The organism is Brevundimonas phoenicis, assembly GCF_047237745.1.
In the GTDB taxonomy this organism is placed as follows: domain Bacteria; phylum Pseudomonadota; class Alphaproteobacteria; order Caulobacterales; family Caulobacteraceae; genus Brevundimonas.
Genome location: NZ_JBDFLN010000001.1, coordinates 939,980 through 966,086 on the forward strand (window position 1 = coordinate 939,980; position 26,107 = coordinate 966,086).

32 protein-coding genes are annotated in these 26,107 nt (G+C 68.5%); 27 read left to right on the plus strand and 5 right to left on the minus strand.

The window, feature by feature from the left end; genetic code table 11:
• The first annotated feature begins 46 nt into the window (after positions 1–46).
• Both ABC419_RS04600 and ABC419_RS04605 read left to right on the plus strand, forming a co-directional pair.
• Entirely contained in the window at positions 47–982 is a 936-nt protein-coding gene (locus ABC419_RS04600) for a nucleoside hydrolase (protein WP_412876205.1), read from the plus strand.
• A complete protein-coding gene (locus ABC419_RS04605; RefSeq protein ID WP_076223382.1) occupies positions 979–1,824 on the plus strand; it encodes a ribokinase in 846 nt (281 codons plus the stop codon). Before ABC419_RS04600 ends, ABC419_RS04605 begins: the two co-directional genes overlap by 4 nt.
• Before the next feature lie 7 nt (positions 1,825–1,831).
• On the opposite strand, the gene ABC419_RS04610 is transcribed toward ABC419_RS04605, so the two are convergent.
• Positions 1,832–2,041: a hypothetical protein gene (locus tag ABC419_RS04610; protein WP_087140890.1), complete on the minus strand. Its 210-nt coding sequence runs from the start codon at positions 2,039–2,041 to the stop codon at positions 1,832–1,834.
• 126 nt (positions 2,042–2,167) lie between these two features.
• On the opposite strand from ABC419_RS04610, the gene ABC419_RS04615 reads away from it, so the two are divergent.
• The 21 genes from ABC419_RS04615 (at position 2,168) to ABC419_RS04715 (ending at position 20,476) form a co-directional block, all read left to right on the plus strand.
• Complete coding sequence (locus ABC419_RS04615) at positions 2,168–2,941, plus strand: YebC/PmpR family DNA-binding transcriptional regulator (protein WP_412876204.1); 774 nt, start codon at positions 2,168–2,170, stop codon at positions 2,939–2,941.
• A 123-nt stretch (positions 2,942–3,064) separates the two neighbouring features.
• Positions 3,065–3,583 (plus strand): hemerythrin domain-containing protein, encoded by a 519-nt coding sequence (locus ABC419_RS04620; RefSeq protein WP_412876203.1) that lies wholly within the window; start codon positions 3,065–3,067, stop codon positions 3,581–3,583.
• On the plus strand, positions 3,576–4,277 hold the full coding sequence (locus ABC419_RS04625) for an MgtC/SapB family protein (protein ID WP_128719511.1): 702 nt from the start codon (positions 3,576–3,578) through the stop codon (positions 4,275–4,277). Before ABC419_RS04620 ends, ABC419_RS04625 begins: the two co-directional genes overlap by 8 nt.
• Before the next feature lie 59 nt (positions 4,278–4,336).
• A complete protein-coding gene (locus tag ABC419_RS04630; RefSeq protein ID WP_125900573.1) occupies positions 4,337–5,059 on the plus strand; it encodes an MgtC/SapB family protein in 723 nt (240 codons plus the stop codon).
• Between the two features lie 58 nt (positions 5,060–5,117).
• Entirely contained in the window at positions 5,118–5,630 is a 513-nt protein-coding gene (ruvC, locus tag ABC419_RS04635) for a crossover junction endodeoxyribonuclease RuvC (protein ID WP_412876202.1), read from the plus strand.
• Positions 5,627–6,250, plus strand: a complete 624-nt coding sequence (gene ruvA / locus ABC419_RS04640; protein WP_200215631.1) for a Holliday junction branch migration protein RuvA — start codon at positions 5,627–5,629, stop codon at positions 6,248–6,250. The genes ruvC and ruvA overlap by 4 nt, the downstream gene beginning before the upstream one ends.
• 10 nt (positions 6,251–6,260) lie before the next feature.
• Entirely contained in the window at positions 6,261–7,292 is a 1,032-nt protein-coding gene (gene ruvB / locus ABC419_RS04645; RefSeq protein ID WP_368923651.1) for a Holliday junction branch migration DNA helicase RuvB, read from the plus strand.
• Positions 7,293–7,367: 75 nt separating this feature from the next.
• Positions 7,368–7,751 carry a hypothetical protein gene (locus tag ABC419_RS04650; protein WP_243637608.1) on the plus strand — a complete coding sequence of 128 codons (384 nt, stop codon included), beginning with the start codon at positions 7,368–7,370 and terminating at the stop codon, positions 7,749–7,751.
• A 3-nt stretch (positions 7,752–7,754) separates the two neighbouring features.
• Positions 7,755–8,210 carry a tol-pal system-associated acyl-CoA thioesterase gene (ybgC, locus tag ABC419_RS04655; RefSeq protein WP_412876201.1) on the plus strand — a complete coding sequence of 152 codons (456 nt, stop codon included), beginning with the start codon at positions 7,755–7,757 and terminating at the stop codon, positions 8,208–8,210.
• A gap of 123 nt (positions 8,211–8,333) precedes the next feature.
• Entirely contained in the window at positions 8,334–9,086 is a 753-nt protein-coding gene (gene tolQ / locus ABC419_RS04660; RefSeq protein ID WP_412876200.1) for a protein TolQ, read from the plus strand.
• A 3-nt stretch (positions 9,087–9,089) separates the two neighbouring features.
• A complete protein-coding gene (locus tag ABC419_RS04665) occupies positions 9,090–9,551 on the plus strand; it encodes an ExbD/TolR family protein (protein ID WP_412876199.1) in 462 nt (153 codons plus the stop codon).
• Positions 9,552–9,557: 6 nt separating this feature from the next.
• Entirely contained in the window at positions 9,558–10,415 is an 858-nt protein-coding gene (locus ABC419_RS04670; protein ID WP_412876198.1) for a cell envelope integrity protein TolA, read from the plus strand.
• Between the two features lie 119 nt (positions 10,416–10,534).
• On the plus strand, positions 10,535–11,917 hold the full coding sequence (gene tolB / locus ABC419_RS04675) for a Tol-Pal system beta propeller repeat protein TolB (protein WP_412876197.1): 1,383 nt from the start codon (positions 10,535–10,537) through the stop codon (positions 11,915–11,917).
• Positions 11,918–12,069: 152 nt separating this feature from the next.
• Positions 12,070–12,624: a peptidoglycan-associated lipoprotein Pal gene (gene pal / locus ABC419_RS04680; RefSeq protein WP_292060255.1), complete on the plus strand. Its 555-nt coding sequence runs from the start codon at positions 12,070–12,072 to the stop codon at positions 12,622–12,624.
• A gap of 111 nt (positions 12,625–12,735) precedes the next feature.
• Positions 12,736–13,884, plus strand: a complete 1,149-nt coding sequence (locus ABC419_RS04685) for a DUF3667 domain-containing protein (RefSeq protein ID WP_412876196.1) — start codon at positions 12,736–12,738, stop codon at positions 13,882–13,884.
• A gap of 43 nt (positions 13,885–13,927) precedes the next feature.
• Positions 13,928–14,776 (plus strand): tol-pal system YbgF family protein, encoded by an 849-nt coding sequence (locus ABC419_RS04690; RefSeq protein WP_412876195.1) that lies wholly within the window; start codon positions 13,928–13,930, stop codon positions 14,774–14,776.
• A complete protein-coding gene (locus tag ABC419_RS04695; RefSeq protein ID WP_412878067.1) occupies positions 14,776–16,083 on the plus strand; it encodes a PP-loop family protein in 1,308 nt (435 codons plus the stop codon). Before ABC419_RS04690 ends, ABC419_RS04695 begins: the two co-directional genes overlap by 1 nt.
• Before the next feature lie 42 nt (positions 16,084–16,125).
• A complete protein-coding gene (ftsH, locus tag ABC419_RS04700) occupies positions 16,126–18,102 on the plus strand; it encodes an ATP-dependent zinc metalloprotease FtsH (protein ID WP_412876193.1) in 1,977 nt (658 codons plus the stop codon).
• A 147-nt stretch (positions 18,103–18,249) separates the two neighbouring features.
• Entirely contained in the window at positions 18,250–19,464 is a 1,215-nt protein-coding gene (locus ABC419_RS04705) for an acyltransferase family protein (protein ID WP_412876192.1), read from the plus strand.
• A 63-nt stretch (positions 19,465–19,527) separates the two neighbouring features.
• Positions 19,528–20,166 carry a hypothetical protein gene (locus tag ABC419_RS04710; protein WP_200167094.1) on the plus strand — a complete coding sequence of 213 codons (639 nt, stop codon included), beginning with the start codon at positions 19,528–19,530 and terminating at the stop codon, positions 20,164–20,166.
• Between the two features lie 4 nt (positions 20,167–20,170).
• Complete coding sequence (locus ABC419_RS04715; protein WP_200167095.1) at positions 20,171–20,476, plus strand: winged helix-turn-helix domain-containing protein; 306 nt, start codon at positions 20,171–20,173, stop codon at positions 20,474–20,476.
• A gap of 27 nt (positions 20,477–20,503) precedes the next feature.
• Here the strand turns inward: ABC419_RS04715 and rnk are convergent, their stop codons facing one another.
• Positions 20,504–20,923, minus strand: coding sequence for a nucleoside diphosphate kinase regulator (gene rnk, locus ABC419_RS04720; protein ID WP_125900589.1), 420 nt, complete (start codon positions 20,921–20,923; stop codon positions 20,504–20,506).
• 464 nt (positions 20,924–21,387) lie between these two features.
• Here rnk and folP point away from each other — a divergent pair, with 464 nt between their 5' ends.
• Complete coding sequence (gene folP, locus ABC419_RS04725; RefSeq protein ID WP_412876191.1) at positions 21,388–22,224, plus strand: dihydropteroate synthase; 837 nt, start codon at positions 21,388–21,390, stop codon at positions 22,222–22,224.
• On the opposite strand, the gene ABC419_RS04730 is transcribed toward folP, so the two are convergent.
• Together ABC419_RS04730 and ABC419_RS04735 are read right to left on the minus strand one after the other, a co-directional pair.
• Positions 22,210–22,947 carry a hypothetical protein gene (locus tag ABC419_RS04730; protein ID WP_125900591.1) on the minus strand — a complete coding sequence of 246 codons (738 nt, stop codon included), beginning with the start codon at positions 22,945–22,947 and terminating at the stop codon, positions 22,210–22,212. The two genes, folP and ABC419_RS04730, sit on opposite strands and share 15 nt — an antisense overlap.
• An 89-nt stretch (positions 22,948–23,036) precedes the next feature.
• Positions 23,037–23,483 carry an SRPBCC domain-containing protein gene (locus tag ABC419_RS04735; RefSeq protein ID WP_412876190.1) on the minus strand — a complete coding sequence of 149 codons (447 nt, stop codon included), beginning with the start codon at positions 23,481–23,483 and terminating at the stop codon, positions 23,037–23,039.
• Between the two features lie 262 nt (positions 23,484–23,745).
• On the opposite strand from ABC419_RS04735, the gene ABC419_RS04740 reads away from it, so the two are divergent.
• Genes ABC419_RS04740 through ABC419_RS04750 form a run of 3 tightly spaced genes read left to right on the plus strand, consistent with a single transcriptional unit; the run spans position 23,746 to position 25,505 of the window.
• Positions 23,746–24,087 (plus strand): DMT family transporter, encoded by a 342-nt coding sequence (locus tag ABC419_RS04740; protein ID WP_125900593.1) that lies wholly within the window; start codon positions 23,746–23,748, stop codon positions 24,085–24,087.
• The gene (gene thiD, locus ABC419_RS04745) at positions 24,087–24,908 is read left to right on the plus strand and encodes a bifunctional hydroxymethylpyrimidine kinase/phosphomethylpyrimidine kinase (protein WP_125900594.1); all 822 of its coding nucleotides are present in this window, start codon (positions 24,087–24,089) and stop codon (positions 24,906–24,908) included. The genes ABC419_RS04740 and thiD overlap by 1 nt, the downstream gene beginning before the upstream one ends.
• 24 nt (positions 24,909–24,932) lie before the next feature.
• Entirely contained in the window at positions 24,933–25,505 is a 573-nt protein-coding gene (locus tag ABC419_RS04750; RefSeq protein ID WP_412876189.1) for a nucleotidyltransferase family protein, read from the plus strand.
• A gap of 81 nt (positions 25,506–25,586) precedes the next feature.
• Here the strand turns inward: ABC419_RS04750 and ABC419_RS04755 are convergent, their stop codons facing one another.
• A complete protein-coding gene (locus ABC419_RS04755) occupies positions 25,587–25,961 on the minus strand; it encodes a hypothetical protein (protein WP_125900596.1) in 375 nt (124 codons plus the stop codon).
• Positions 25,962–26,107: the final 146 nt, after the last annotated feature.

Sequence of the window (26,107 nt, forward strand, 5' to 3'; positions counted from 1 at the left end):
GTAAAGGGCGATTGATTCAGGCGGCGGCAGGCGGCACACCGGATCGGTGAAACAGAGCCTGATCATTGATTGCGACCCCGGCGTGGATGACGCCACGGGGCTGCTGACCGCCTTCGCCTCGCCTGACCTCGACCTGCTGGCCGTGACCACGGTCGGGGGCAATGTCAGCGCCGCCAAGACCGTGCGCAACGCTCGCATCCTGCGCCAGATCGCCGGGCGCGAGGACGCGCCCGTGTTCGCAGGCGCCGACCGCCCCCTGCGCCGCGATCCGGCCGGGGCGGGCGAGTTTCACGGGCCTGAGGGGTTGGGCGATCTGACCCCCTTCGAGCCCGCCGCGCCTGTGGCCGAGGGAACGGCGGCTGAGGCGCTCGTGCGGCTGGTGATGGCGCGGCCTGCAGGGGCCGTGGCGCTGGCCGTCATGGGGCCGATGACCAATCTGGCGCTGGCCATGCGGGCCGAGCCGGCGCTGGCGGCGCATCTGGGGCCGGTCGTGGTCATGGGCGGCGCGCGCTCGGAAGGCGGCAACATCACCGCCTCGGCCGAGTTCAACATCTGGGCCGACCCGGACGCGGCGGCCGAGGTCTTCGCTTCGGGCTGCCGCATGATCGTCATGGGGCTGGACGCCACCCATCAGGTGCGGGCGACGGAAGGTAGGATCGCGGCGATCGAGGCCCTGCCCACGGCCTCGGCCCGCACGGCGGCGGCCATGCTGCGCTTCTCCCAGCGGGTGGAGCGGCAGGTGGTCGGCTGGGACGCAGGGCCGCTGCACGACCCCTGCACCGTCGCCTGGCTGCTGAAGCCGGACCTGTTCGAGCTGACGCCCTGCCGCATCGCGGTGGAGACGGACAGCGACCTGACCCGAGGCCACACGGCGGTCGAGTTCCGCGTCGAGGCGGCCGGGGCCAACCATTTCTGGGCGACGAAGGCCGACGCGGCCGGGATCTTCGCCCTGATCACGCAGAGGCTGGGAGAAGCCGCATGAGGATCACCGTCGTCGGCTCGATCAATCTGGATATTGTGGCGGCGGCGCCGTCCCTGCCTGCGCCGGGCGAGACGGTGACGGGGGCGACCTTGTCGCGCCATCCCGGCGGCAAGGGCGCCAATCAGGCTCTGGCGGCGCGTCGGCTAGGCGCCGAAGTCTCGCTGATCGGCCGGGTCGGCGATGATGAGATGTCGGGCGCGGCCGTGGCCCTGATGCTGGCCCACGGCGTTGACCTGTCGGGGGTGGAGACGGACCTCGCGGCGCCGACCGGCGTGGCCCTGATCACCGTCGATCCGACGGGCGAGAACCAGATCACCGTGGCCGCCGGAGCCAACCACTTCGTGACGCCTGAGCAACTGCCCGCCCGGATCGAGACGCCGCTGATCGCCCAGTTGGAGCTGCCGATCGAGACGGTGGAGGCGGCGGTCGGCCGCGCTACGGATTTCGTCTGCGTGAACCTGGCGCCCGCCGCGCCGGTGTCGGAGGCCCTGCTGCGCCGCGCCGACCTGCTGGTGGTCAATGAGACGGAGGCCGCCTTCTACGGCGACGCCCTGCACGTCGGCGGCGGGCTGGTGGTCGTGACCAAGGGCGCGCGCGGAGCGGTCATGTATCGGCGCGGAGTGGCGATGGCCTGGGCCACGCCGCCGCGCATCACGGCCGTGGACGCGGTGGGGGCGGGCGACGCCTTCGTCGGGGCGATCGCCGTGGCCCTGCTGGAAGGCATGGAGCCGGACGCCGCGCTTCACTTCGCCTGCGCCGCCGGGGCGCTGGCGGCGACCCGGCCGGGGGCGCAGCCGTCGCTTGGCGACCGCGCTGAGGTCGAGGCTCTGATGGCGGGCTAGGGGAGGCCTAGTCCCGGTCGTAGAGACGCAGCACGGCCAGGGCGCCGATGGTGGTCAGCACGCCCAGCGCAAAGGCGCCGACCAGCGAGCTTGTGGCCGCCGCGGTCGACACCGTGACGGGCCGCTTGGCGTACCACTGAACGATCTCGCCGGCGTGGGCGTGATCGATGCCCTCGTCATAGGCTTCGTCCAGATAGGTGTCGTCGGCGGCGGCCATCGGCGTCTCCAATTCATGCCTGCGCATAATCCCCGGCGCGTTCGGGCGGTTCCCCTCTCGTGACAGAGGAAGCGCCATCCAGTAAAGGGCGCCCCTCAGCATATTCGACATCTGGCGAGCGACTCCATGGCCGGCCATTCCAAATTCAAGAACATCATGCACCGCAAGGGCCGCGCAGACGCGGTCCGCTCAAAGCTCTTTTCGCGCCTATCACGGGAAATCACCGTGGCGGCCAAGTCGGGGATGCCCGACCCGGCGATGAACCCCCGGCTGCGTCTGGCGGTGAACAACGCCAAGGCCGAATCGATGCCGAAGGACAACATCGAGCGCGCCATCAAGAAGGCCTCGGGCGGCGAAGTCGATGCGATGGAGGAAATCCGCTACGAGGGCCGCGGCCCCGGCGGCGTCCAGGTCATCGTCGAAGTCCTGACCGACAACCGCAACCGCGCGGCGTCGGGCGTGCGCTCGGCCTTCGCCAAGAACGGCGGCGCCCTGGGCGAGAGCGGCTCGGTCACCTTCATGTGGGACCGGGTCGGCAAGATCCACTATCCGGCCGAAGCGGGCACTGAAGACGCCGTGATGGAGGCCGCCATCGAGGCCGGCGCCGCCGACGTCGAGAGCGACCTGGTCAAGCCCGACATCTATGAGGACGCGCCGGGCCACACCATCTGGACCGCCTTCGAAGACCTGAACGACGTGGCCGAGGCCATGTCCAAGGTGCTGGGCGATCCCAAGTCGACCGCCATCGTCTGGAAGCCGCAGTCGGAAATCGACCTGACGGGCGATTCGGTCGGCGTCCTGTTCAAGCTGCTGGACGCGCTGGACGGCGAAGACGACGTGCAGCAGGTCTATTCGAACGAGAACATCTCGGACGAAGACGCAGCCAAGTTCGCGGGCTGATCCGTACGCAATGATCCTGACCCCGGCGCCCTTCCCCTGCGGGAGCGGCGTCGAGGGTTCAGGAACCGGACCTGAGTCCGAAGGCTTCTTAAGGCGCAAGCCTTGCTGCGAGGAGCCCGCACTATGGACATCACCCAGCTGATTCTGGACGATCATGCCGAACAGCGCAGGCTGTTCTCGCTGATCGAGCAGATCAGCGCGGACAATGTCGAGGCGCTGGAGGCGGTCTGGGGACGGCTGTCGGCCTTTTTGGACGCCCACGCCGAGGCCGAGGAACGGCATTTCTATCCCGAACTGCTGAAGCTGGGCGAAGGCGCCAACGACGCCGAGGACGGCACGGTCCAGGGCGAGACCGAGGACGCCATCGAGGATCACAACAAGCTGCGCGATGCGGTCAAGGCCGTGGCCGGCCACACGGTCGGCAGCCGCGCCTGGTTCGACGCGGTCGGCGCCGCCAACGTCGTCAACTCCAAGCACATGGGCGAGGAGGAGCGGCAGGGGCTGACCGATTTCCGCCGGAACGCCGACCTGCAGACTCGGCACGATCTGGGCGTGCGCTTCGCCGCCTTCCAGGCCCGCCACATCACCGGGGTGAAGCCGGTCAACAAAGACCCCGAAGCCTACGTCGAGAAACATGGCTGACGCCGCCTGGCTGGAAACCGTCGTCCTGCCCATCGCCGGCGCCCTGATCGCCGGCGGGATGATCGGCTTCGAGCGCGAGTGGCGCGGCCGACCGGCGGGGTTCCGCACCCACATCCTGGTCAGCCTGGCGTCCTGCCTGCTGATGCTGGCGGCCATGACCCAGGCCGACTGGGCTTTCCGCGCGCTGCCGGACGAAAACATCGTCACCGACCCCACCCGCATGGCCCACGGGGTGCTGACGGGAATCGGCTTCCTGTGCGCCGGGGTGATCTTCCGCACCGGCTTCTCCATCCACGGCCTGACGACGGCGGCCTCGCTGTGGATCACCTCGGCCATCGGCCTGCTGTTCGGGGCCGGGCTGTTCGCCCTGGGCGCGGCTGGGACGGTGATCACGGGCCTGATCCTGGTCGCGCTGCGGCTGGTCAGCGCGCGGCTGCCGGACCGCACCCTGACCGACGTGGAGGTGTGCTGGCGTCGTGACGGCCCCTCGCCCGAGGCCGAGGTCGAGGCCGCCCTGCGCGCGATCGATCCGAAGCCCGCGCCCGACCGTTTCGAACTGATCGACGACGGCGCGGTGGTGCGCCGCAGCTGGCGCGTCCACGCCGAGGGCGAGACGGCGCTCAAGACCCTGGCGGGGCGACTGTCGGCCCTGCCTTCGGTCTGCGGCTACGTGCTGAATCCGCGCGACGACTGACGACTTGCCGAGGCCTGCGCGGAGGTCCAACCTGCGCGGTCGTTGGGAGCGTTTGGATCATGGCGATCGACTGGGGCGTGACGCATTGGGGCGTCGAGGAACTGAGCCTGCTGGCGCCGGTGGCCTCGGCCATGGTGGCGGGCGGGCTGATCGGCATCGAGCGGACCTATCACGGCCACCCCGCGGGGTTCCGCACCCACATCCTGGTCTGCATGACCTCCTGCGTCCTGATGCTGGCGGCCATGCATCAGGCCAGCTGGGGCTTCGTCGCCCTGCCCGAGCAGCGGCTGGTGATCGACCCGACGCGGATGGCGCACGGCATACTGACCGGCATCGGCTTCCTGTGCGCCGGGGTGATCTTCCGCGAGCGGTTCTCGGTGCACGGCCTGACCACGGCGGCGTCGCTGTGGACCACCTCGGCCATCGGGGTGATGTTCGGCGTAGGCCTGTGGAAGCTGGGGCTGATCGCGGCGGGGGCGACCCTGCTGGTGCTGGCCATTCTGCGCTTCCTCGACGCGCGCCTGCCGCACGTCGGCGTGCTGGACGTCACCCTGCGCTGGACGCGCGGCGCGGCGCCGGAAGAAAAGGCGCTGCGCGCCCTGTTGGCCGAGAACGGCCTCAGCCCCACGCGCATCGGCCATGTCGTCAGCCCCGACGGCCAGATCCACGAACAGCACGTCAAGGCGCGCGGCCCCATGCCGCTGAAGGTCGACGCCCTGTCCCGCGTCCTGGCCGACCAGGCGGGTCTGGCCGGCTTTTCCGTCATGCCGAGGGATGACTGAGCCAACGACTGAGCGCCCGGTCATTGTTCGCTAACCCTCTTTGGGGCAATAGGAACGGATGGCGAACGAAACGACTCGGATCTTGGGGCTGGACCCCGGCCTGCGCCGCACCGGCTGGGGCGTCATCGAAAGCGAGGGCAGCCGCCTGCGCTGGATCGCGCACGGCGTCGTCGCACCCGATGAAAAGGCGCCCTTCTCCGAACGGCTGCTGCATCTGCTGGAGCAGGTGGGCGAGGTCTGCGCCGCCTATGACTGCGACGAGGCGGCGATCGAGGAAGTCTTCGTCAACGTCAATCCGGCCTCGACGCTGAAGCTGGGCCATGCGCGGGCGGCGGTCATGCTGGCTCCGGCGCGGGCGGGTCTCAGCGTCGCCGAATACGCCCCGACCCTGATCAAGAAGGCGGTGGTGGGGGCCGGGCAAGCGGACAAGAGCCAGATCGCCTTCATGGTCAAACGTCTCCTGCCCGCCTCGGGCGATATGAAGGCCGACGCCGCCGACGCCCTGGCCGTGGCCGTCACCCACGCGCATCACCGCCGGTTCAAGGCGGTCGCGGTACGAGGCGCGGCATGATCGGTCGCCTGCGCGGAATCCTGGCCGAGGTCGGCGAGGCGGAGTGCCTGATCGACTGCGGCGGCGTGGGCTATGTGGCGACGTGCGGGGCGCGGACGCTGGGCCGCCTGCCGGCCCCGGGCGACGAGACCCTGCTGTTCATCCAGAGCCAGTGGAGCCAGGATCAGGGGCCGCGCCTCTACGGCTTCCTCAGCCGCGACGAGCGCAAGGTCTTCAACCTGATGCTGACCATTCAGGGGGTGGGGCCGAAGGCGGCGCTGGGCGTGCTGGACGTGCTGCCGCCCGCCGAACTGGCCGCCGCCGTCGCGCGCGAGGACAAGGCCGCCGTGGGCCGCGCCAACGGCGTGGGCCCGAAGCTGGCCCTGCGCATCGTCACCGAACTGAAGGGCAAGAGCCTGAGCGAGGGCGTCTTCGCTCCGACCGCGCCGGGCGTCCACGCCGAAACCGCCGTCGCCCCGCCGCCGCCCAGCGTCACCGGCGAGGCGGTCGCCGCCCTGCTGGGCCTGGGCATCGCCGAGGTCAACGCCCGTCGCGCCGTCGATCACGCCCTGATCAAGCTGGGCGAGGACGCCGAACTGCCGCTGGTCATCCGCACGGCCCTGCAGGAGCTGGGACGATGAGGGGCGCTGCATGACCGACGACCGCATCATCTCGCCAGCCCCCGCGCCCGGCGAGCAGTACGACCGCGCCCTGCGGCCCCAGACCCTGTCCGAGTTCGTCGGCCAGTCGGCGGCCAAGGGCAATCTGAAGGTCTTCATCGACGCCGCCCGCGCCCGCTCTGAGGCGCTGGACCACGTCCTGCTGTTCGGCCCCCCCGGTCTGGGCAAGACGACCCTGGCGCAGATCGTGGCCCGCGAACTGGGCGTGGGCTTCCGCGCCACTTCCGGCCCCATCCTGGCCAAGGCGGGCGATCTGGCGGCTATCCTGACCAACCTCGAACCGCGCGACGTCCTGTTCATCGACGAGATCCACCGCATGGCCCCCCAGGTGGAGGAGATCCTCTATCCGGCGATGGAGGACCATGTGCTGGACCTGATCATCGGCGAAGGCCCGTCGGCGCGCAGCGTGCGCATCGACCTGGCGCCCTTCACCCTGGTCGGGGCGACGACGCGGGCGGGGCTGCTGGCCACGCCGCTGAGGGACCGCTTCGGCATTCCGCTGCGGCTGGAGTTCTATACGCCCGAAGAGCTGACGGCGGTGATCCGCGGCGCGGCGCGCAAGATGGGTGCGGCCATCACCGAGGACGGGGCCATGGAGATCGCGCGCCGGGCGCGGGGCACGCCGCGCATCGCCGGGCGCCTGCTGCGGCGCGTGCGGGACTTCGCTGATGCTGAAGGCGGCCCCATCGACCGGCTGGCGGCGGCGCGGGCGCTGGCGCGGCTGGAAGTGGACGAAGCCGGGCTGGACAGTCTGGACCGCCGCTTCCTCAAGGCCCTGATCGAGAACTACGGCGGCGGACCGGTCGGCATGGACACACTGGCCGCCGCCATCGCCGAAGCGCGAGACGCGGTCGAGGACGTGATCGAGCCCTATCTGCTGCAGCAAGGTTTCATCCAGCGCACCCCGCGCGGCCGCATGGCCTGTGCCCGCGCCTATGAGCATCTGGGCCTGGAGGCGCCGCAAGCGCCGCCCTCGCCGCCGCCCGACCTGTTCGGAAAGTAGCGCGACTCTTTCGCAAGAGGGCTTCACCTCGACGGCAAAGCCGGTCATCCTTCGATTTCCCAGAAGGAGGCGGCCTTGGCCCATCCCCGCAGGATGAACCGGATGATCGTCGTGCTCGGCGCGGCGGTCGTCGTGCTGGGCGGTTTCAGCGTCTACGCCCTGATGCAGGGCGCGCATTTCGGACCGAGGCAGACGACCCCGGCCGAACGCGCCCTTGATCAGGTGCGCGAGCAGATGGGACCGCAGGCCGAAGTGCGCCATGTCGAGTCGGGGCGCGGCCGCGCCGCCTGCGGCTATGCCGGATTGAAGGGCAGCCGGGAGGCGGTGGCCTTTGTTTCGCGGCCCAACCGCATCCTGATGAGCAATGATCCGTTGACCGGCGAGTTCGCGACGTTGAAATCGCGCTATTGTCCGGGCTTCGACGCCCCGGCGCCCGTCGCTGCTTCCGGCAAGAGCTGAACCATGATCGACCAACCCAGCGCCGGCCGCTTCGACGGCCGCGATCATCTGTTGCCCGTGCGGGTCTATTACGAGGACACGGACTTCACCGGCCTGGTCTATCACGCCAACTACGTCCGCTATTTCGAGCGGGGTCGGTCGGACTTCCTGCGTCTGGCGGGGGTGGGGCATGTCGACCTGTTGGAGCAGGACGAGCCGCTGGCCTTCGTGGTGTCGGACCTGGCGATCAAATACCTGAAGCCCGCGCGGATCGACGACGCCCTGGTGGTGCGCACCCGCTATGAAGCGATCAAGGGGCCGCGCCTGATCATCCGCCAGACGGTCGAGCGCGACGGCGACGTATTGTGCCGGGCCGATGTGACGGCCGTCTGCATCCATCTGGACGGGCGTCCGCGCCGTCCGACGAAGCGGCTGGTCGAGCTGGTGACGCCCTGGCTCTCCGGTGAAGCTTCGCAATAACGAGGTTGTCAGCGGGCGCCCTCGTGACGCCGGGCGCGACGCCCGTTAGACCCGCCGCCATGAAACCGCCATGTCCGCCCGGTGCAAAAGGCAGATGAACGGACTTTCCGCCAAGGACCAAGCATGACTCCGCCCGCCGACGCCTCCCTGCTGAATCCCATCGAGCTGTTCATGACCGCCGACTGGGTGGTTAAGACGGTGATGATCGGCCTGGCCGCGGCCTCGGTCTGGTCCTGGACCATCATCATCGACAAGGCGGTGCGCTTCTCGCGCATGAACGCCCGCGCGACCGAGTTCGAGAAGCAGGTCGAGAGCGGCCGCTCGCTGGAGGAGGTCGCCGCCCAGGCGGGGCCGCAGCCCGTCGATCCCCTGCCGCGCATGCTGGTGCTGACGCTGCAGGACTGGCGCGAGGCGCGCACGCGCGGCGCCATGACGGACACGCAAGGCTCCATGCTGATCGCCCGCATCGACCGCGCGCTGGATTCGGTCATCGCCCGCGAGAGCCAGAAGGTCGAGAACGGCCTGGGCGTGCTGTCGGTGGTCGCCACGGCCTCGCCCTTCATCGGCCTGTTCGGCACGGTGTGGGGCATCATGAACGCCTTCGACAGCATCGCGGCGGCGGGCAACACCAATCTGACGACGGTGGCCCCGGCCATCGCCGAGGCCCTGTTCGCCACGGCCATCGGCCTGGCGGCGGCCATCCCGGCCTATATCGCCTTCAACGCCTTCTCGGTGTCGGCGGGCAAGTTCACGGGCCGTCTGGAGGCCTTCGCCGACGACCTGCAATCGGCCATCGCGCGGCGTCTGGGCGCGCCGGCGACCCCACCGCCGCCCCCGCCGCCGCCGTCCGACCTGAACCTGCGCCGGAGCGCCTGATCCATGGCCATGGGTGGTGCAGGAGGCTCCAGCGGCGGCCGCGGCCGTCGCCGCGCGCGCAAGCGGCCGCTGAGCGAGATCAACGTCACGCCGCTGGTGGACGTCATGCTGGTGCTGCTGATCATCTTCATGATCTCGGCGCCCCTGCTGACGGTCGGCGTCCCGGTCGAACTGCCCAAGACCGAGGCCAGCGCGGTCGAGACGACCGACAAGCCGGTCACGGTCAGCATCGACCAGAACGGCGTCATCTTCATCGGCGAGGGCGAGGTCCGCTGGGAACAGCTGGCCCTGCGCGTGGCTGAAGAGGGCGGCGAGAAGGCGCGCGAAAAGGCCATCTTCATCCGCGCCGACGGCCGCGCCCCCTATCAGGCCGTGGCGCGCGTGATGGCGCGTCTGTCGGCCTCGGGCTTCACCAAGCTGAACCTGATCACCGACACCGCCGCCGACGAGCCGACGGAGGGCTGACGGACCTTGCGCCGCCCCAGCCCCGCCATCCTCGGATCCATCGCCCTGCACGCGGGGGTGGTGGCGCTCGCCTTCGTGTCCTGGTCGTCGAAGGACGAGCCGAAGCCGCTGGTGAACTCCGTGCCGGTGTCGATCGTCTCTGACATCGAGATCGCCGCAGCGCCTGCCGACAATCCGCAGGAAGAACCTTCTCTGGAGGATGGCGAGACGGCCCCCGTCGAGGCGCCGCCCGAGCCGACTCCGCCTGAGCCCACGCCGCCGGCGCCGCAACCGCGCCCGACGCCGCCCGCGCCGCGCCCGACCCCGAGCCCGCCCGAGAAGAAGGCCCCGACGCCGCGCCCCACGCCCACGCCGCGTCCGACCCCGACGCCGCCTGAGAAGAAGGCGCCGACGCCGTCGCCCCGGCCCACGCCGACGCCGCCCGAGAAGAAGGCCCCCGCCACGCCGCCGCGCGCGCGTCCGACGCCCGGACTGGACCTTGACGCCCTGGCCGGTCCGCCGCGCCCGACCCAGAACCGGGGCCGTCCGGCGCCGGGCCAGCAGGGCGCGGGCTCCGCGCCGCGCGCGACCGGGCCGCAGCTGGCCGCCCTGGGCGCCCAGGTGACGCCGAACTGGAACCTGAACTGCGACATGCCGGGCATGGACGACCTGGTGATCCGCGTGACGGTGCGGTTGAGCGCCGACGGCCAGATCATCGGCACGCCGCGCCTACAGGACACCCAGAACGACCCGACCTGGCGCGCGGCGTCCGAGGCCATGTTGCGTGCGCTGCGGGCGACCTCGCCCTTCACCGTGCCTGACGGCTTCCAGGCGCAGGAAGTGCCCTTCCGCTTTGAAACCAAGCGTCAATGCGGGAACCGTTAGGACGTAAATCGCCTATCACCCCAAAGTCGCCCAAATCCCCGTGAAGCTGGCGATCATCCGCCGCGCTGATGCTAAAGAGGGGCGGCCAGCCTGACCGTAACGACCCGAAGGATCGACCCATGCGCCTGAACCGCCTTCTCGCCTCGGCCGCCGTGCTTGCGATGACCGCGCCCCTGGCGCTGGGCGGGTCTGTCCAGGCGCAATCCGCCCCCGCCGTCGGGGCGCCGATGCAGGATGTGGTGGTGGACGAAGGCGTGCTGCGTCCTCTCCAGATCGCCGTCGTGCCCTTCACCGGCCAGAACGGGTCGCAGATCTCGGGCGTCATCAGCGGCAACCTGAAGCGATCCGGCTTCTTCGATCCGCTGAACCCGGCCAGCTTCGTGGAGACGGGCCTGACCCTGGCCAACGCTCCGAACTTCCCGCAGTGGACCTCCATCGGCGCCCAGGCGGTACTGTACGGCGGGGTGACGCCGCGCGCGGACGGGCGGATCGACGTGGGCTTCCGCCTGTACGACCCCTATCGCCAGTGCCAGCTGGTCTCCTATCAGTTCACCGCCACCTCTGAGCAGTGGCGCCGGATCGCCCACAAGATTTCGGACGTGGTCTATCAGCGCCTGACCGGCGAGGCGGGCTTCTTCGATTCCCGTGTGCTGTTCGTTTCGGAAAGCGGCACCCAGTTGAACAAGCTGTCGCGCCTGACCATCGTCGACCAGGACGGCTACAACCCCGTCTTCCTGACCCAGGGCGACGAGGTGATCATGTCGCCGCGCTTCTCGGCTTCGAACCCCGATGAAGTGACCTATGTGGCGCTGGGCAAGGACTACAGCCGCATCTACCTGTACAACCTGTCGACCGGTCGCCGCGAAAGCCTGGGCGAGTTCGACGGCCAGGTGCTGGCGCCGCGCTTCTCGAACGACGGGTCGAAGATGGCCTTTTCGATCATCCGGGGCGGCAACACCGACGTCTATGTGATGAACCTGCGCAGCCGCCAACTGTCGCGCCTGACGACGGACCCCGGGATCGACACCTCGCCGTCGTTCAGCCCCGACGGCAATCAGATCGTCTTCACCTCGGACCGCTCGGGCTCGGCGCGGCTCTACACCATGCGGGCGGACGGCTCGGGCCAGCGCCCGATCAGCCGCGGCGGCGGCAGCTACACCGCCCCGGCCTGGAGCCCGCGCGGCGACCTGGTGGCCTTCACCAAGCAGCAGGGCGGCCGCTTCCACATCGGCGTGATGAAGTCCGACGGCACGGGCGAACGCATCTTGTCGTCCTCCTATTTCGAGGAAGGTCCGTCGTGGGCGCCGAACGGCCGCTACATCGCCTTCGCGCGTCAGAGCCCCGGCGGCGACACCCGTCTGTGGACCGTCGACCTGTCGGGCCGGGTGGTGTCGCAAGCGGGGTATGACGGACGCGGTTCGGACCCGGCCTGGTCGGGTCTGCTGGACGCCCCGCCGGTCAACCTGGGCGTCGGCCAGGGGCCGGATTCCTGCCCGGCCTGACGGGCTTACGGCTTCGTGAGATCACGAGCGGAGCCATTCCCATAAACTGTGCGTTATCGCGTCTGGCGCGGCGCTGCGCCGCGCGTTAGCAGCGCTCGCATACAGTCAAGCTAGAGGCGTCGGCCTCGAACCGAATGAGAAGGAGACGATCCATGAACACCTCCACCCTGATCCGGCTCGCCGCTGTCGGCGTCGCCATGGCCTCGCTGGCCGCCTGCACCAAGCCCAAGGTCGAGCCGGCCGTGCCGGTCGAAACGCCGCCGCCGGCCGTCGGCCCGCAGTATCCGACCGCCCCGACCGGCCCCGTTAGCGGCGGCAACGTCGGCGCTCCGGCTCCCGGCTCGGAGCAGGACTTCGTCGTCAACGTCGGCGACCGTATCTACTTCGACCTGGACTCCTATTCGGTCCGTTCCGAGGCCCAGCCGCGTCTGGACGCCCAGGCCGCCTGGCTGGCCCGCTATCCGCAGGTCACGGTCCGCATCGAAGGCAACGCCGACGAACGCGGCACGCGCGAATACAACCTGGCCCTGGGCGCCCGCCGCGCCGAGGCCGTGCGCTCCTACCTGATCAGCCGCGGCGTTCCGGCCGCCCGCATCGACACCATCAGCTTCGGCAAGGAACGCCCGATCGCCGAGGGCTCGAACGAGTCGGCCTGGGCCCAGAACCGTAACGGCCGCACCGCCATCGTGTCGGGCGCGCCGCGCTAGGCCGCACGGCGAAAAAAAACAGACGGATAGAGGCGTCGGCGCAAGCCGGCGCCTCTTTTCTTTGCGCCTTCACGCGGTCAAAGTCCGCCGCGAATCCTGGGGAGGGACGGCATGGATCTGGAAGCGGCGGGCGGGGCGGTGACGGCGGGCGTCATCGCCGGAGCGATCGAGAAGCCGACCGGCCATGCGGGCGCGCCTCATGGCGCGTGCGCCGACTGCGGGGCCGAGGTCACGGGCAACTTCTGCTCCAACTGCGGCCAGGCGGCTCATGTTCACCGCACCCTGCTGCACCTGGGCGAAGAGATTCTGCACGGGGTCATGCATTTCGACGGGCGGTTGTGGCGGACCCTTCCTCTGCTGATCCTCAATCCAGGGCGGCTGACGCGCGAATGGGCCCAGGGCAAGCGTACGCGCTACGTCTCGCCGCTGGCGATGTTTCTGTTCACCCTGTTCGTCATGTTCTTCGCTCTCAGCTTCATGCCGCATCAGGCGGTGACGCTGCCGTCCCTGCCGCAGCAGATCGAGGCCCAGAAGGAGGCGATAGCCGAAGCGGAGCAGGTCGCGGCCGCCGCCCGCAAGGAAGTCGATGCGGCTGCGACGGCGATGGAGACGTCGGACGGTTCGCCGCCGGCGTTCAACAGCGGCGCGCGGGCCGGCGCCGCCGCCGGCGTTCTGGCCGGGGCCGAGGCTGGCATCATCGCTGAAAAGGCCAAGCTGGAACGCCTGCAGAAAGACGCGATCGAGGGCCGCAAGGACGGTCTGGCCTCGGGCAGCTGGCAGGCGCAGGTGGCGGACATCGCCGCAAGCGCGGGCGAGAGCGGGCAGACCAACGGCCTGACCAAGGCCGTCGCCAAGAAGCTGAAGAACCCGGACCTGGCGCTCTATAAGTTGCAGCAGACCATCTACAAATTCGCCTTCCTGCTGGTGCCTTTGTCGATTCCCTTCGTGGCCCTGCTGTTCCTGTGGAAGCGGGGCTTCACCCTGTACGATCACGGGGTCTTCGTCCTCTATTCCCTGACCTTCATGTCGCTGTTGCTGATGGCTGTGGTGCTGGTCGCGACGACGCTGAAGGGGGCGGGCGCGGCGGCGGGAACCATCGCGGCCCTGATCGTGCCGGTGCACATGTTCGCCCAGTTGAAGGGCGCCTACAGCCTGAAGGTCTTTTCGACCCTGTGGCGGACGGTGGCGCTGCTGATCTTCTGCGAGATCGCGGCGACGCTGTTCATCGTCTCCATCATCTATCTGGGCCTCGGACATTGATCGGGGCCTTGCCGTCGCCGCAAATCGATGGGACGACAGGACCATGCTGAAGACGCCATTCCGCCTCACCAAACCCGCCGTGCTGACGGTGATCGGCCTGACCCTGATCGGGGGCGCGGTTGTCGCCCAGGTCCAGCCGATGGAGCCGATCCAGTGGGACAAGCGCCGCCTGGACCAGTTGGACCGCAACGTCCGCCGTCTGGAGCGCGCCCTGACCCAGCGCAACGCGGCCGGCGAGCCGGTGCTGGTCGAGACGGACCCCGAGGTCGTAGCCCTGCAAGGCCAGGTCTCGATCATGGAGCGCCGCCTCAGCGACGTGGAGCAGACCTTCCAGCGCATGAACGCCGACAGCGAGCGTCTGACCTTCCAACTGGACGAGGTCACGCGCGAAAATACGCAGATGAGCCGCCGCCTGCGCGATCTGGAAGGTCGCGTCGAGCGCGCCGAAAAGGCCGCCGAGGAAGCCGCTGAACTGAACGGCCCGATCGTCGCCCACTCGCCGACCGGCGACGCGGCGCAGGATCTGCAGGCCGCCATGCGTCTGGCGGGCGAGGACGCGGCGCGTGGCGGACGCGCGCTGGAGACCGTCATCGTCACCTGGCCGAACACGCCCCAGGCGCGCGAGGCTAACAGTCGTCTGGGCGACCTGCACGTCGCCTCGCGCGACAACGCCTCGGCCGTTCAGGCCTACGCCGCCGCCCTGAACGGCTGGCCGCGCACGCCGTGGGCGCCCGAGACGACGCTGAAGCTGGCCGAGGCCCTGCGCGCCACCGACCGCGCGACCCAGGCCTGCGGCGCTCTGACCGAGTTCGGCCGCCGCTACGCCGAGGCGGCCACGGCGGCGCAGAAGACCCGCGCGACCCAGCTGCGGACGCGCGTCAGCTGCAGCTGATGGGCGACCTGGCCGGCCGGGATCTGCTTCGGCGGATTTGGGCCCGGCTGGACGCACGCCTGAACCACACCGGGCCTGAGCCGGTCGCCCTAGCTTTATCGGGCGGGGGCGATTCCATGGCCTTGCTAGACGTCGCCGCCGAATGGGCGAAGGCGAGGGGGCGGCGATTGCTGGCCTTGACGGTCGACCACAATCTCCACCCCGACAGCGCGGGCTGGACCCGTTTCGCCGCCGAAGCCGCGCGCGCGGCGGGCGCTGACTGGCGGGGGCTTGTGTGGGAGGGCGCGCGCGGCGGGCCCGGCGCCCCTGCGCGGGCGCGAGCGGCGCGCCACGCCCTGCTGGCCGAGGCGGCGAGGGAAGCAGGCGCGCGCGTCATCCTGATCGGCCACACCGTTGACGATGTCGCCGAGGGCGACTGGATGCGGGCGGACGGCGCGACGCTGGGCCGCCTGCGCGAGGCGTCGCCGTCGCCTGCCTGGCCGGAAGGGCGCGGGCTGTTGCTATTGCGGCCTGTGCTGGGCGAGGGGCGTGTGGCGCTGCGGGATCATTTGCGCGCGCGCGGCCTGACATGGCTGGAAGACCCCGCCAACGCGGACCTGCGCTACGGGCGGGGCAGGGCGCGGGCGGCGCTGGCGCAGGCAGAAGTCCCTGCTGCGTTATCGGCGACTGTTGCTTATGCGAGCGCGGCCCATGAGCCGGGCGATCAGGCTTGGGCAGGGGTTCTGTCTTTGTCGCGTGATCTGCCCGCCTCGACGCTGGCCGCCGTCTTGTTGTGCGCAGGCGGAGGCGCGACGCCGCCGCGCGGAGACAGGCTGGCGGCTCTTCACGCGCGGCTGGCGGCGGGGGAAGACTTCACCGCGGTCCTGTCCGGCGCTCGCGTCGAGGCGTCAGGCGAGCGCGTTCAGGCGATGCGCGAACCGGGCGAGTGGAAGCGTCGTCCGCTTGCCTCTCTGGCCCTGACGCCGGGGCGGCCGGCCGTCTGGGACGGGCGTTTCGAGATCAAGACCGAACAGCCGGGTCTGCGCGTCGCAGCGGCGGCTGGACGGCTGGCGCAGTTGTCGGAGCGGGATCGCGCGGCTCTGGCGCCGCTTCCGCCCGCCGCGCGGGCCGCCGCACCGATTCTGATCGACCCCGAGGGGCGGGCGGTGCTGGCCTGGCGCGGGGCGGATGTAAGGGCGCTGGGGCTGCGTCGCCTGGCGCTCGCTTTGGCGGCTTTCGGGGGCGAAACGACGCAGGAAGACGGACTCTTTCAAACCCTTCATGGCGAAACGCCGCCGTCTGACCTATTTTCAGACGAAGACTGCTGATCGACGGGCCGAGCGCGGCCCCGTCGAGGAACCGAGGACCGAATGAACCTGCGCAATTTCGCCATCTGGGGCGTGATCCTTCTGGGACTGGTGACGGTCTACGCCGCGATCAGCCAGAACGGCGGCGCCCCCGCCATGCCGGGCGCCAAGGGCGCGGCCGCCGCCGGCCGCCCCGAACCCATCACCTATTCCCAGCTGATGACGGCTGTGGAGCGTCAGGAGATCAAATCGATCGTCGCGCGCGGCGAGACGATCACCGGCGTCTTCAAGAACGACAGCAAATTCACCGCCGTGACGCCGGTGCCGAACGCCGAGCTGGTCGAGCAGATCCGCAAGTCGGGCGTCGAGGTCGAAACCAAGAGCACGCGTCAGCCGTGGTGGTCGGGCCTGCTGGGCCTGCTGCTGCCGGTGGCGCTGATCATCGGCTTCTGGCTGTTCATCATGAACCGCATGCAGGGCGGGGCGAAGGGCGCCATGGGCTTCGGCAAGTCCAAGGCCAAGCTGCTGACCGAGCACAAGGGCCGCAAGACCTTTGACGATGTCGCCGGCGTGGACGAAGCCAAGGACGAGCTGCAGGAGGTCGTCGACTTCCTGAAGGATCCGGCCAAGTTCCAGCGTCTGGGCGGCAAGATCCCCAAGGGCGCGCTTCTGGTCGGCCCTCCGGGTACGGGCAAGACCCTGCTGGCGCGCGCGGTGGCGGGCGAGGCGGGCGTGCCCTTCTTCTCGATCTCGGGTTCGGACTTTGTCGAGATGTTCGTCGGCGTCGGCGCCAGCCGCGTGCGCGACATGTTCGAGCAGGCGAAGAAAAATGCCCCTTGCATCATCTTCATCGATGAGATCGACGCCGTGGGCCGTCACCGCGGCGCCGGCCTGGGCGGCGGCAACGACGAGCGCGAGCAGACGCTGAACCAGCTGCTGGTCGAGATGGACGGCTTCGAGGCGTCCGAGAACATCATCCTGATCGCCGCGACCAACCGTCCCGACGTGCTGGACCCGGCCTTGCTGCGTCCGGGCCGCTTCGACCGTCAGGTCGTGGTGCCGAACCCCGACGTTTCGGGCCGCGAGCGCATCCTGCGCGTCCACATGAAGGACGTGCCCCTGGCCGCCGATGTGAACGTCAAGACTCTGGCGCGCGGCACGCCGGGCTTCTCGGGCGCGGACCTGGCGAACCTGGTCAATGAGGCGGCCCTGATGGCGGCCCGCAAGGACCGTCGCATGGTCACGCACCGCGACTTCGAGGACGCCAAGGACAAGGTCATGATGGGCTCCGAACGGAAGTCCATGGCCATGAACGAGGAAGAACGCCGCCTGACCGCCTATCACGAGGCGGGTCACGCCATCGTCGCCATCAACGTCAAGATGGCCGACCCGGTGCACAAGGCGACCATCGTCCCGCGCGGCCGCGCCCTGGGCATGGTGATGCAGTTGCCGGAAGGCGACCGCTATTCCATGAAGTTCCAGCAGATGATCGACCGCATCGCCATCATGGCCGGCGGCCGCGTCGCCGAAGAGTTGATCTTCGGCCCGGAGAGCATCACCTCGGGCGCCAGCTCGGACATCGAACAAGCGACCAAGCTGGCGCGGGCCATGGTCACGCGCTGGGGCTTCTCCGAAAAGCTGGGCACGGTGGCTTATGGCGAGAACCAGGAGGAGGTCTTCCTGGGCCACTCGGTGTCGCGCAGCCAGAACGTCTCGGAAGAGACGGCCCGGATCATCGACGAAGAGGTCCGCCGCATCGTCACCGAAGGCTGGGAAGAGGCGCGCCGCATCCTGATCGACAAGGCCGGGGACCACGAGAAGCTGTCCCAGGCCCTGCTGGAGTACGAGACCCTGTCGGGCGACGAGATCAAGGATCTGCTGGAGAACGACCAGCCGCCCAAACGCGACGACGAAAACGACACGGTCGCCAAGCCTTCGGTCTCGGTGCCGGTGACGCCGGTGTCGGACGGCGTCGAGGTCGAGACGGTCAAGTCGTCGGAACCGGCCGCCGCGCCGACGACAAGCGTGCCGACCGTCTGATCTTCCGGACAGGCTGAATGAAGGAGGGGCGGGCCGCGAGGCTCGCCCTTTTTTCGTGCGTGCTGACACATAATTCGACTCATGAAGACTTGTTTGTAATTTAAACTAGTCTGTGAGATATGGCGTTATCCGAAGCAGGAGGGCGCCATGACGGCATCCGCATTCGAACAAACCGAACGCGTTCACGGCCTCGACGGGCTGCGGGGCGCGGCCTTGCTGCTGGGGGTGGTGCTGCACGCCACCCTGTCCTTCTTTCCCGCCCAGATCTGGGTTGTGGCCGACGACCAGAAGTCGGTCTGGGCCAGCGGGCTCTTCTTCGTCATTCACCTGTTTCGTATGGGGAGCTTCTTCCTGATCGCCGGCCTGTTCGCCCGCATGATGCTGAAGCGGCGCGGCGTGATGGGCTTTATCAAGGATCGGATGGTCCGCATCGCCGGGCCGCTGGCGGCCTTTTGGGGGCCGGTGCTGGCGGGGATCGTGGCGGTGCTGATCTGGAACGCTTCGCTGATGGGGCTGGCCGCCGCCGACGCCCCGCCGCCGCCCAAGTATGACTGGACCAACATCCCCCTGACCCATCTGTGGTTCCTGTGGGTGCTGCTGTGGCTCTACGCCGCCCTGGTGATCGTGCAGGTCGTCGTCGCTCGGCTGGACCAGGCGGGGCGTCTGGGGCGAGGGCTGGACCGGCTGGCGGGCGGCCTGATCGGGCCGTGGGGGCCGCTGGTGCTGGGCGCGCCTTTGGCCCTGGCCCTGTGGTTCGAGCCGAACTGGATCGCCTTCTTCGGCATTCCGACGCCGGACGCGGGTCTGGTTCCCGAGTCTTCGGCCCTGGTCGGGTTCGGGCTGGCCTTCGGCGTAGGCGTGCTGCTGGACCGTCGGCGCGACCTGCTGAAGCGGATGGAGGTCTGGACGCCGGCTTGGCTGGGGCTGGCCCTGGGCGCGGGGACGACGGCGCTGATGCTGTCAGGCGGACCGGCGCCCGTGCTGACGCCGATGATCGATCCGGCGACCAAGGCCATGACGGCGGCGGCCTTCGCCGTGGCGACCTACGCCAGCATGTTCGCCGTCGTTGGCCTGGCCCTGAGGTTCTGGTCGGGCCACAGCGCCCTGAGGCGCTATCTGGCCGACGCCTCCTACTGGATCTACATCGTCCATCTGCCGCTGGTGATGGCGGCCCAGGTGGTGGTGAAGGACTGGCCGCTGGTCTGGCCGGTCAAGCTGGCGATCGTGACGGTCGGGGTCATGGCCGTCTGCCTGGCCAGCTATGAGCTGATGGTGCGCCACGGCTTCATGGGGCGCTGGCTGAACGGGCGGCGCGTGCCTTGGCGCAAGGCGCGTGTCAGCGTCCCCGTCGCCGCCGAATAGCTTGCCAACCTTGGCGGCTGCGTCCATCCGAGAAGGCAGCCGCGTCGCGCCAGGAATCACCCGATGATCGACAAGTCCCGCACGCCCGAAGCCGACCTCGCCTTCATGCGCTCGATCGTTGAGGGCAACGGGCGACCGCCGATGACCCTGGCGGTCTGTTATCTGGCGGGGGGGCTGCTGTACGGCCTGCAGTGCCTGTTCCACGTCGGACAGGTGATCGGCCTGATCCGCTGGCCCGATCTGGCCAATCTGGTCTTTGTCGTCGGCATCACCGTCGCCTTCCTGGCGGTCCTGACCTGGGCGATCCTGAAGGACCGCAAGGCCGGCGCGTCCAACCGGGGGCCGCTGGCGACGCGGGTGACGAACGCCGCGTTCAGCGCCACGGGCATGGCCAACGCCGCCGTGGTCATCGTCTTCGCCGTGGGGGCGGTGCGGGACCAGGACTTCGCCGTCTGGCTCTATTACGCCGCCATCGTCTTCGCCCTGCAGGCGGCGGCCTGGTATGTGGCCTGGGTGCTGAAGAAGAAGGGCTGGATGCTGGCGGTGTCGCTGGGCGGATGGGTCACGGCGGTGGCCCTGGGCGTTTTGGTGCGCCAGCCGGTGGCCTATCTGGGCGTCTGCACCCTGGCGCTGTTCCTGCTGTTCGCCCTGCCGGGCTGGATTTTGTTCCGCGACGCCCGCGCAGGCGTGAAGGCCGACTGACGCCATGGGTCTGGCGGACGACTTTGGACGGATCGACGAGGTCATCCACGGCCGCATGCGGCTGGGGATCATGGTCTATCTGGTCGATGTCGAAGCGGCGGACTTCACCGAACTGAAGACGGTGCTGGAGGCGACCCAGGGCAATCTGTCGGTCCATCTTAAGAAGCTGGAGGAGGCGGGCTATGTCGCCATCAGCAAGAGCTTCGTGAACAACAAGCCCCTGACCCGCATCGCCATCACGTCGGAGGGGCGGGCGGCGTTCGCCGCCTATCTGGACGCCCTAGGCGGACTGATCGGACGAAAGGGCTGACGCCGGGGCGGCGTCAGCACCGATTATCTAGTGAGCGGCGGCCTGGGCGAGATCTTCGTCCTCGACCTTGACCAGGGTCAGCTTGCGCACGGCGCCGGACGGGTCCGGCCAGGTGATCGACTGGCCTTCCTTCAGACCGATCAGACCGGCTCCGACATAGGACAGGATGGAGACGCGGCCGGCGTCGATGTCGGCTTCCTTGGGCAGGACCAGCTGAACGCGACGCACGTCGGGGCTGTGATCGTCTGAGTACTGAAGCCATCGATTCAGGGTGACGACGTTCTTGGGCATGGCCTTGGGCTCGCACACCTTGGCGCGGTCCAGTTCCTGTTGCAGCAGGCCTGCGGGGCCCGAGCCGGGCAGGTCGCCGACCAGGCGGTCCAGGGCGTCGAAGTCGTCGCTGCGAAGCGTGATGGCGGGCAGGGCGCCCTTGCGGGGGGTGGTCATGAGGAAAACTCTCTGGAAATTCGGGCGACGTCAGGCGGCCGAGGGGCCGTCATCGTCGGGATGTTTTGGGTCAAGGTGTTCTGGGTGGGCATGTTCGGGGTCGGACGGCGCCTCGGGCGCGGTCGGCCTCCGAAAGGGAATGATGTCGGCGCCGCGCGGCGGTTCGCCGGGACGGTTGTCGTCCGTGGTGTCTGGGCGGCGTGTCATGCGCAAATCTACGCGAGCGGCCCCAGGCCGGCGCGGTCCTGCAAAATGAATGGGGAAACAGGAGACTTAAAGCAACTTGGTCCCGTAACGGGCGCCCGGCGCAGGGCGCACGGCGGACCGCTACGGGTTAAAGGCCTTCGACGCGGCGTCCCGCGTGGGTGAGGCGTCGAGCCTGGCTGACGAAGCGTTCCATTGCCTTTAGAGGCTGGACCCAGGCGCGGTGAAAGTCAAACCGCGCTCTCTGGAGTCGATGTCGCATGACCCATCAATCCCTCGTGAAGCCGCCGCTCGTCATGGGCATCGTCAACGTCACGCCGGACAGCTTTTCCGACGGCGGGCGGCACGCCACGATCGAGGCCGCCCTGGCGCATGCGATGAGGATGATCGACCAGGGCGCCGATGTGCTGGACATCGGGGGCGAAAGCACGCGGCCCGGCTCGGAGCCGGTCGGTGAAGCCGAAGAGATCGCCCGCGTCACGCCGCTGATCGCTGCGATCCGAGCGCGCTGGGACGGCCGGATCAGCATCGACACCATGAAGCCCGGCGTCGCCCGCGCCGCCGTCGCCGCCGGGGCGACGATGTGGAACGACGTGACGGCCCTGAGCCATGCGCCCGACAGTCTGGCGACCGCCGCCGAACTGGGCTGCGAGGTGGTGCTGATGCATATGAAGGGCGCGCCCAAGACGATGCAGGACGACCCGCGCTATGACGACGTCGTGGCCGAGGTCGTCGCCCATCTGGCGGCGCGGGCCGAGGCGGCCATGGCGGCGGGCGTGGCGCGCGAGAAGATCTGGCTGGACCCCGGCATCGGCTTCGCCAAGACGACGGCGCATAATCTGACGTTGACGGCGCGGTTGGACGCCCTGGTCGATCTGGGCTTTCCCGTTCTCTATGCCGCCAGCCGCAAGCGGCTGATCCAGGATGTGGACGAGACGGCCGTCGCCGCGACCGACCGGCTGGGCGGCTCCTTGGCTTTGGCGATGGAGGGGGCGCGCCGTGGGGCAAGGATGGTTCGGGTCCATGACGTGCGCGAGACGGTCCAGGCGCTGAAGGTTCAGGCCGCGGTGGCTGACCTGTTCTCAGTCCGGCGTTGACGTCGCGGACGCGGCGGCCGGCTCCGCCTGGTCGCGGCCTTTGGCGTAATAGCCGCCGCACAGCTTGATAGTCCCGTCCAGAGACCGGCCGGTTCCGAACACGGCGGGCGTATGAACGGCCTGGGTGATGGGGGCCGAGACATTGGGGAAGTTGGCGGACAGATAGGCGCGAACATTGTCGCGCCAGCCTTCGACCCGGTCTGGCGGGGTGAGGTCCGGCCGCGGCGTATCGAACAGGTAGAAGAACTGGTTCTGCATGGCCTGACGCGGAACCCGGCCGTCTCTCGTCGCTTCTTGCAACTCCGTCAGGCTGGTGTTGGGGTTGTAGCGACCGACGAAGACGACTTCGCCTGGCCGGACGTCGAAACGAACCGTGCCGTTGTTGTAGCAGACGCCCCATTGGCTGATCCGCAAATCGGCAATCGCATAGACTCCGGGTTTGGCCTGTCCGACCAGGTAGGATCGCTCGCTGACTGCGGCGGACTGGGGATCAATGCCTGCCCAGCCGCCGAAGAAGTTGGCGGTGATCTTGCCGGTGGCGGGGTCGAACGCCATGACGCCGAGATTGTACTGGGCGTGAGCGCGCAAGTCTTCGGTCGGCTCCACCTCGATGACTACAAGGCCGATATCAGACGAGGAAGAAACGCTGATGTCCTTTGGCGTAGCCGCGCAGGCGGCCGTCATAAGAACGCCCAAGGCCACGAAGACCATACGCAGGTTCATGTCATCATTCCCTGATACCGGCGTTCACTGGTACGGTAGGAGCGAGACTTCGCCAAGAGGGAAGAGCGCGGCCCAGGCAGGCGGTCGGCTTAAACCTCGGGCTTCCAGGCGGCTGCGACCTGATCGGGAAAGCGGTCGATGATGAAGGACGGCTCGATGGCTCGTTCCAGCCAGAGCTTGGCCCCGGCGAGGACAAGGGTGAAGCCTTCCATCGCTTCGAGAGCGGCCTTTACGCCTGAATCGGAGGTTGCGAAGCCGCGATTGGTGATTTCGACCCAGGTCGCGATTCCACGATCCTCGAATGTCCATTCGACCTCGGTGGGAACCTCGTCCAGATCCCATTCAATCAGGATGCGGCGGTTCGGCTCCAACGCCTTGACCAGCAGTCGACTGACGACGCCGTACATGCCCCATGTCCAGGTAACGTGGGCGCCTGGCGTCAGGCGCCGGTCCGCATGGGTGAACCAGAACCATGACGTCACCCCTGGCTCGGTGAAGGCCTGATAGACTTCGTCGGTCGGCCGACGGATCAACATTCCAGTCTTCACCAAAGGTGCTTCCATGTACCCATCCTTACCATGAAATTCGTGTGACGAAGCTCATCAGATCGCGATCTTTGCATCGGACTTGCTGAATTCTACCAAATCCGTCTGCTCTTTTCTTAAGAACGGTGTGCATTGTTTTTTGGTCTGAGTATCAAAGTTCGATCTTCAGCCCTCTTTTGAGGGGGGCAGTCGGGGCTGGGCAAGAAGACGGTTCTGTCTTGTCTGAGGCGCCGCCATCGGCCATGCAGCCGTCATGTCCTGGCTTCTGTCTATCAATCCGTGGTTGGTGCTTGTGGTTGCGGGCCTGTTTGAGGTGGGCTGGGCCTCCGGCGTCAAATATGTCGGTGTTCAGAGACCGCTGATCTCATTGGGCGTGGCCGTGGCCCTGGCCGCCAGCATGGTGGGCCTGTGGGCCGCCACGCAGAAGTTGCCGGTGGGCACGGCCTATGCGGTCTGGACCGGCATCGGTGCGGTTGGCGCGGCTGTGGTCGGGATCGTGGTCTATGGCGAGCCGGCGACGGCGGTGCGGGCTGTCTGCATCCTGTTGATCGTGGCCGGCATCGTCGGGCTGAAGCTCTTCTCGGGGGCGCACTGATGACCCAGGATGCGGATTTGGTGAAAGAGGGCGGGCGCGGGCGCGTGCTGATCCTGGCGGGCTCGGACTCCGGCGGCGGAGCGGGCGTGCAGGCCGACATCAAGGCCGTGACCATGCTGGGCGGGTTCGCCGCTACGGCGATCACGGCGATCACAATCCAGAACACCCTGGGCGTTCACGGCGTCCATGCCTTGCCGCTAGAGGTCATCGAGGCCCAGGCCAAGGCGGTGTTGGACGACATCGGAGCCGATGCCCTGAAGACCGGCATGCTGGGCTCGATCGAGGTGGTCGAGACGGTCGCTGAACTGATCGACTATGCCGGCAACACGCCGACGGTGGTGGACCCCGTGATGATCGCCAAGGGCGGCTCGCCGTTGCTGGAGGACCGTGCGGTTGAAGCGGTCCGGCGGCTGATGGTGCCGCGCGCGGCCCTTTTGACCCCCAATGCGCCCGAAGCCGAAACCCTGACAGGGATCGCCGTGGCCGATCTGGACGGACAGCGACGAGCCGGCGAGGCCCTGCTGGCGATGGGCGCGCGGGCGGTGCTGATGAAGGGCGGCCATGTGCCCGGCGAGACGGTCGTCGATCTGCTGCTGACCGCGAACGGCGAGACGGTGCTGGAGAGCGAGCGGGTCGATACACGTCATACGCATGGGACCGGCTGCACCCTGGCCAGCGCATGCGCTGCGGGGATCGCCAAGGGCCTGCCGCTGCAGACCGCCGTGGCCGAGGCCTGGGCTTACGTCGCCGAGGCTATCCGCCGCGCGCCGGGACTGGGCCAGGGGCACGGCCCGCTGGATCACGGCTGGCCCTTGCGCTGAAATCCCATGCCCCATGGATCGTCCATGAACCTTGAGACCCGACTGATCGACATCATCCGCGCGGATGCGGACGTGATGCAAGTCCTGATCGTGGTGCGAGAACTGGATCTGCCGGATTGGCGGCTGTTCTCGGGGGCGGTCTATCAGGGCGTGTGGAACGCCCGGACGGGACGCGCCCCAGGCTATGGCGTCAAGGACTACGACATTGGCTATTTCGACCCTGACACCTCCTGGGCCGCGGAGGATGCGGTGATCAAGCGGGTCGCGGCTGCTTTCGACGCGCCGGTGCGCGAGCGGGTCGAGGTGCGCAATCAGGCGCGGGTCCACATATGGTTCGAAGGCAAATTCGGCGAACCATACGAGGCCCTGACCAGTACCGATGAAGCGCCGGCTCGGTTCGTGGCGCCGGCGTTTGCGGTCGGGTTGCGGTTGGAGAAGGACGACGCCCTCAGCGTGGTCGCGCCGTTCGGGCTGGAGGACGTATTCGACATGGTGATCCGCCCCAATCCGACGCGGGGTCTGGCCAAGGGCTGGGACAAGGCGATCGCCAATGCGCGCGGGCGCTGGCCCGAGATCACGGTGATCGAACCGGCATAGGAAAAGGGCGCGACCCTTGCGGATCGCGCCCTCGGCAGAGCCCCTGACAGGGAGGGATGGAGCCCTGATTCCATGCCGCCGTCAGTGGCGGCGGTCGTTGTGGTCGCGGCGCTCATAGCGGATGCCGGCCGACAGACGGTCATAGCGGCGATCCAGATCCTGGCGCTCCCAGCGAGTCAGGCCGCCGCGCTGATAGCTGCGTTCCAGACGAACCAGTCCGTTCAGCTGGTCCTTCAGGCGCGATGCCTCGCGGTAGCTGAGCTGGCGGTTACGCAGACCCTGGTCGATGCGGCGATCCAGGTTGTATTTGCGCTGGTTGATCGATTGCCAACCGCCGTAGTTCTGCTCGTAGCCGTGGCCGCGCGAGGGACCGTGGCGATCATAGGATTGAGCCGCAGCGGGCAGGGCGGTCGAGGCGACCGTGACGGCCAGGGCGGGGATCAGCAGGTTTTTCATGATCTTGCTCCTTCGGTACTTCGCAACCGGATCGGGCTGCGTTGACGCCACAAGACCACCCCGGGCCTGAGCCGCATCTGAACGGCGCGTTTCAGACAGCGTTCATCAGCATGAGACTTTCGTCATGACGGGCGGGTGACGAATTC